The sequence below is a fragment of the Psychrobacillus sp. genome (genome assembly GCF_056205495.1).
Genome location: NZ_JBAEAP010000061.1, coordinates 1 through 6,516, shown reverse-complemented (window position 1 = coordinate 6,516; position 6,516 = coordinate 1). Strand labels below are relative to the sequence as shown.

4 protein-coding genes are annotated in these 6,516 nt (G+C 37.2%); 1 reads left to right on the top strand and 3 read right to left on the bottom strand.

The genetic code is table 11. The features are described from left to right. The 3 genes from AC06OU_RS01965 to AC06OU_RS01955 form a co-directional block, all read right to left on the bottom strand. Positions 1 to 812 (bottom strand): YflT domain-containing protein (locus AC06OU_RS01965; RefSeq protein ID WP_475853606.1); only part of this gene is annotated, 812 nt, incomplete at its 3' end. A gap of 695 nt (positions 813 to 1,507) precedes the next feature. Further along, a complete protein-coding gene (locus tag AC06OU_RS01960) occupies positions 1,508 to 1,945 on the bottom strand; it encodes a YusW family protein (RefSeq protein WP_475853605.1) in 438 nt (145 codons plus the stop codon). An 81-nt stretch (positions 1,946 to 2,026) separates the two neighbouring features. Beyond that, positions 2,027 to 2,275, bottom strand: coding sequence for a hypothetical protein (locus tag AC06OU_RS01955; protein WP_475853604.1), 249 nt, complete (start codon positions 2,273 to 2,275; stop codon positions 2,027 to 2,029). Positions 2,276 to 2,702: 427 nt separating this feature from the next. Here AC06OU_RS01955 and AC06OU_RS01950 point away from each other — a divergent pair, with 427 nt between their 5' ends. Then, on the top strand, positions 2,703 to 6,506 hold the full coding sequence (locus tag AC06OU_RS01950; RefSeq protein WP_475853603.1) for a S8 family serine peptidase: 3,804 nt from the start codon (positions 2,703 to 2,705) through the stop codon (positions 6,504 to 6,506). The last annotated feature ends 10 nt before the right edge of the window (positions 6,507 to 6,516 follow it).

Here is a 6,516-nt window from a genome sequence, read left to right as displayed (position 1 = left end):
TTTTTTTGACGTTCTAGTTTTTCTTCCTGTTGCTGTTGATTAACTCTTCGTTCTTCCTCGTCCAATTCCGTCTCATCATCACCAAAGGCTGCTGGACCTAAATTTGGATCTGAACCTGGCGACTGTGACCCATAAGATTTTTCTTCCACAGTTATACTCTCCTCGATGGTAGGGCGCTTGTTCTGTACTAACTTGTCCTCTTGCATGGTATGTCCTACATGATTCTCATCTCTTACAAGCAATGGGTCTGTAGCAAAGGTTTCACCTCTAACGAATTTATCCTGTGGCTCGTCTAGTCGACCATCTGTTTCGTTCACCATATTATTTGTAGAAGGAGTAAAGCCATTGTCCTTAGCATAATCAGAGATTGGCTCTTCTCCTTCAGTAAAACGACTTTGCACTACATCCGTTCCGACTGAATCTGTATAGCCTGTGGTTGCAGCAGCCTCAGCATTCGCGCTAGCTCCTAGGGAATCCCCTTCAGGCACATTGTCTGTATATAATACAATACTTCCTGAAGCTACCTCCTTTGCATATTGTTCTGCTTCCTCTTCAGTTAAGTCTAGCTTTTTTAGTCCCTCTACAATTGCAGACTCTCCAGTAAACCACGATTTAAATTTGTCTATGAATGTACCGGCTTCGTGAGTGGTTACATCCGAATAGCGATTTAACGCATTCAAGTGAGTACTCTCTGATGAAATTACATGAATATCACTCTCTTCATATCCCTGTTTTTGCAGATGTTCTAATTTTTCGTACATATCTTCCTCAGTACGAGCAATTTCAATTTTTCTGTTTGAATTTAAGTTCATGTGTATTCCTCCTATTTTTAGTTTTTATTTAATCTGTTATTGCTTGAATACCCACGTTACAAACTTTCTAACCTCTCCCTCTATTTTTTAACATTAATTTAATATTTTACATATTATAGTAATCACGTTATTTATAATTCTCTACACACGCTCAATCAAGAAAGAATAAGATAATATTGATTTTTACTTTTACAGATACCTTCCGAAGAGTAGCCTCATTCCGCTGGGTAAAATTAATATTGTATTTAAAATAGGCTTTGTTAAAGTTATTGGTTGGTTTTGACTAACAATTCTATAGTGACTGTAAACATTATCAAAGGGATATTCAAATGACTATTATGTTTATAAATAGATGATGAAAGTGGGATTGGTTACAGTTTTTTAGCTTTGTTTATGCGAGTAAATTTATTAGCGCTTTCTCGATGCTAAAGCTGTTCCCATTTATTGATTGGAGCGCCAGACGGCGACTCCTACGGGGTGAGTGAGACAGATAAGACATCACAACCACGCGCGTAAGCGATGGGTGATGGCTTATCGCTCACCCCGAGGAAAGCGTCCGGCTGGCGCGGAAATCAATCTACTCTCTGATTTAAGATTTCTTTGCATCATAAATCAACCCTACCCTTTAACATAGCCAATAAAAAAAGGTATCGGAGTTATCTCCCGATACCTTTATTCACATTCATAAATAAAATTTATTTATTATCTTTATACTCAATTTCTTGACCATCCTCGTAAAGAATTTCTAGGTCAAATTCAGTATAGTCACTGATCCCAAATGCTGTATTAACTTTTTCTATTACTTCTTCCTTAGTCATATCTTTTGTTAAAGCTAAGTCAGTAAAGATTGGCTTTAAGAATTCGTAAGCTTCATCTCCATGAAGTTTTTGAGAATCTAAAGAATTTACATACTCTGCTTCCACTCCGTTTGTTTCCACTTCAAAGGAAGCTTCTACTGCATCTCGCTGTTCCGCAGTATCAATATCTAAATCAAAAGAAGTAAAACCAAATTCACTTTCTACTGCTTCAGTGGTAGGCGGATCGCTTACCTCCTCCTTGTCTCCACATGCCCCTAAAAGAAGAGCCGATGATAAAAAAATGCTACTTAATACTTTACCTTTGGTACTAATCATAATAAGTCACTCCTTACTAATTTATTACTATTACTATTAATAGCATTGTCTAGAAAATGATTTCTTAAACATTAGTAAGAATTATCCTGGATATCGTTTATCCGTTGCGGAAGTATTTTTTGTCTTACTATGGTTACTTTCATCTTTTACCTTTTGATTTAATTCCTCCATAGGAATGGGATCTACATTTTTCATATCTTCATCTCTATCAAAGATACTTTCCTTTTCAGTGTCTAGAAGATCAGGATTGTCTAATATACGTCCAGGAATATCTTGTTTTTCTGAATCCTTATGATTCAATTTATGGTCATTTACATTCTTTTTGTCCATTTTTATCCACTCCTTCTTCGTTTATTTATGTATATCCTTTTTGACAATCACTAAACATTTTCGACAAGTTTCGCCAGGATAACTGAACTAAAAGACCTAATAGTATATATTTAGCACTATTTTTACAAAATAGGTGTTTTTTTTATTTTTTTCATCAAAACATGAAATAAACTCGTAAGAATCATACTCCTTTAGATTTATCACGACTTTTTTTACAAAAACAATTATAAATACCTAAACCTTTATCAATCAAATCCAAGACTATGAAATTACTAAAAAAACAAAATAGTGCGACATATCGATTATTTTCCTTCCATATCTTCTATTTACAAGTCTCACCTATACTCTCTCACTCTATTTTAAATGTTCTGAATATATGGTAAGTTCTAGTAGATATATTAAACATATTTAAGAGGAGGAAAAGGGATTGGGAATTAAGAAAAAAACTACTATTCTAGCTGTGGTAACATCGCTAATGTTTAGCTCTGCATCATTAGGATTAGCAAGTCCTGTAGCTGCAAAACAGATAGAAAAATCTATCACCAATACTCAAGTGCAGAAAACACCAAGAGTACCAGAGAGGCTACGAGTTCCAGAGAATCCTAGCGAAAAGGTGCGAATCATTGTGGAACTGGAAAAGGCTCCAGCCATTGAGACAGCAACCAAAAAAGGGGTTTTATACAAGAACCTATCGAAATCTGAAAGAAAATCAGTTGAATCTGCTATTGAAACCGATCAACGTAATGTAAAAGACAAAGTTAAAAGAGTTTCAAAAAACATACAATATAAAGAAGAGTTTACTGCAATATTTAATGGATTCTCTGCTGAAGTAGATGCTAGAGACGTTGCAGGGATTGGCCTAATTGATGGTGTCAAAAGAGTCTATGAATCTACAGAATATGACCGCCCCAAAATAACACCTCAAATGGTGCATTCTAAGGAACTTGTACAAGCCCAATTGGCTTGGGAGAAATATTCCTTTAAAGGGGAAGGTATGGTTGTTGGTGTCATCGATACAGGAATAGATCCTAACCACCGTGATATGGTCCTATCGGATGAAAATACGGGAGAGATTACTTCTGCAGAAGTAAATGCGTTATTAAATGAGGGATCTATTGAACCTGGTTTATTTTTCACTCCAAAGGTTCCATTCGGTTATAACTATATGGATGAAAATACAGAGATTCGAGACATTGGTCCTGATGCTTCCATGCACGGAATGCACGTATCCGGTACAGTAGGTGCTAACGGAGATGAAGAAAATGGCGGTATTAAGGGGGTTGCCCCAGAAGTGCAGCTTCTTGCACTGAAGGTATTTGGTAACGACCCATTATTCCCTTCTACTTATGGAGACGTTTATGTAAAGGCAATGGATGATGCAATTAAACTTGGCGCGGACGCGTTAAACATGTCCCTTGGTTCAACTGCAGGATTTGTAAATAGTGAAAGTCCTGAACAGCAAGCAGTAACTCGCGCGCAAAATAATGGATTACTTGTAGCTATCTCTGCCGGTAATTCTGACATGTTTGGCTCAGGCACTTGGTATCCATATGCTTCTAACCAAGATTATGGTTTAACAGGTTCCCCTTCTGTTTCAGAAGATTCATTTGGAGTAGCTTCCTATGAGAATGATTCCATAACTGCTTCTAGCTTCCAATATGCTTTTGATGGAACTGATGCTGGACGAGCAATGTTCTTACTGGCAAATGATAAGGAGCCTGCTGATTTACCTGGCGATTCCTATGAGGTAGTTGAAGCTGGTTTTGGTACACCAGAGGATTTTGCTGGTAAAGATGTAGCTGGCAAATTTGCTTTAGTTTCTCGTGGTAGTATTTCATTTGTCGAAAAAGGCTTAAATGCTCAGGAAGCTGGCGCAGTTGGAGTTATTGTATATAACAATGCTGCAGGAACTATTAATATGGCTTCTGACCCTGCGATTCGTATTCCGTTTATGTCTGCACTACAAGCTGACGGACTAGCTCTCAAAGCTGGGATTGATGCTGGCCAAACAGTAACCGTTTCATTTGATGGTAAATATATTGATACACCAAACCCTACTAAAGGTAAAATGAGTTCATTTACTTCTTGGGGTCCAACACCTAACTTAGATTTTAAACCAGAGATTACTGCTCCAGGTGGCAATATTTTCTCTACATTGAACGATAATAATTACGGATTAATGAGTGGTACATCCATGGCAGCTCCACACGTTGCAGGTGGTACCGCATTAGTATTAGAGCGTGTAAATGAAGAATTTGGTTTGACTGGCGCAGAACGTGTTCAGTTTGCTAAAAACCTTATGATGAATACAGCTAAGCCAATTGAGTTAAAAGCTGGTGAATACGTATCTCCTCGTCGTCAAGGTGCTGGAATTATGCAACTTGCTAATGCTTTAGAAACGGATGTCGTAGTTACCAATAGTGCAACTGGTGAAGCTAAAGTAGCATTAAAAGAAATCAGTGGAAATCAATTTAACTTCTCTTTAAAAGCTAAGAACTATAGCAATGAAGCAAAAACTTATAATGTAGATGTACAATTACAAGTAGACCGTCCAGTTAACGCTGGAGCTAACTACGTAACGATTCCAAATAACGAAACTTATGGTTCTTATGTTTTAGAAGAATCAGATGCTGATGTATCAGCACCGGCTACTGTCACAGTTCCTGCAAATGGAGAAACTACTATTCAGGTATCAGTAGACGCTTCTAACTCTGAGTGGTTAAAGCAATACTTCTCTAATGGTTACTTCATTGATGGATTCGTGCGTTTAGTCGATCCTTCTGAAGAAACTTCTGGAAATGTGCCATTAACTGTTCCATTCTTTGGTTTTAATGGATCTTGGGATGATGCTTCTATTTTTGATGAATTCCTATGGGAAGATTTAACGTACTGGGGATTCCAAGGGTTAGCTGACGATAAAGGAAACTTTATCAATGGATCCACTTTAAATGAAGAGTTTGATCCTACTAAATTTGCTTTCTCCCCTAACGGAGATGGAACTTTAGACAAAGTAATTCCTGTTTATTCACTAATGCGTAACGTCAAGGATCTTCAAATTAATGTATTAGATGCAAATGGGAAAAAATTACGTACCATTCGCACTGAAAAGTATTTACGAAAACACTATATCTCAACTAACGCATATACATTCTCGAATGCTAATGCATGGGACGGTATGATTAACGGTAAACCTGCTGCAGATGGGCAATATAAGATTCAGTTACGAGGAGTTATCGATTATGCAGGTGCTGAGTGGCAAACTATTGAGTACCCTATTATCTTAGATACAAAAGCTCCTACAGCTGAAGTTGCATTTGACTTAGAAACAAAAACACTTACTGTAGCTAATGCAAGCGATCAAGGTGTTGGAATTGATCGTATCGAAGTGTACTTGAATGATGAAGAAATTACAGAAGCAGCAACACTTGAAAGCTATGTAATAGAACAAGCTAAAGCTGGAGATAAGATAACAGTTAAAGTATGGGATATCGCTGGTAACTCAACAGTTGAAGAAATTACTGTAGAGGAAGCACCTGAAACGGAACCGGCTCCAGAAAAAGAAACAAAAGAACCTGTAATCTACATCCAATCACCTGAGTTCTTCGGTTACTATAAAACAGGTGAAGTGTTAGTTCAAGGTACAGTTGAAGACGATTCTAAGATTAAATCATTAAAGATCAATGGAGTACCAGCTAGTTCATTTGACGGCAAAGCATTCTCTCATACATTATCCTTTAAAGACGGGGTACAAAGTGTGAATGTAGAAGCTATAGACGAATTTGATAATAAAATGGCTATTACTAGAAAAATTATTGTAGATAGTAAAAAACCGACTATTGAAGCAGTTAAAAAGTCTCTTCCAAAAGGTAAACTAGATGCTGATGCAGAAAATCCTGTAATTCAAGTAAAGGTTGGAGACAACTTTGATGAAGTTCGCGTCTATTTAAACGATAGCGAAGTCTTCTATCGCCCAGTTTCTTCACCATATGCAATGAATGGCTATAGTGAAACAATTGATGTCGAACTTCCTTTAGAGCCTGGCAAAAATGACTTTGTTTTAAAAGTAGTAGATTTAGTAGGCCATGAAACTACCCAAACTATTACAGTAGAAAAGAAAGAGAATGGTAAGGGCAATGGGAACGGGAATGGAAATGGAAATGGAAACGGTAACGGTAACGGCAACGGTAACGGCAATGGAAATGGAAATGGGAAAGGGAATAGTAAGCCATAGGTCAACCAGT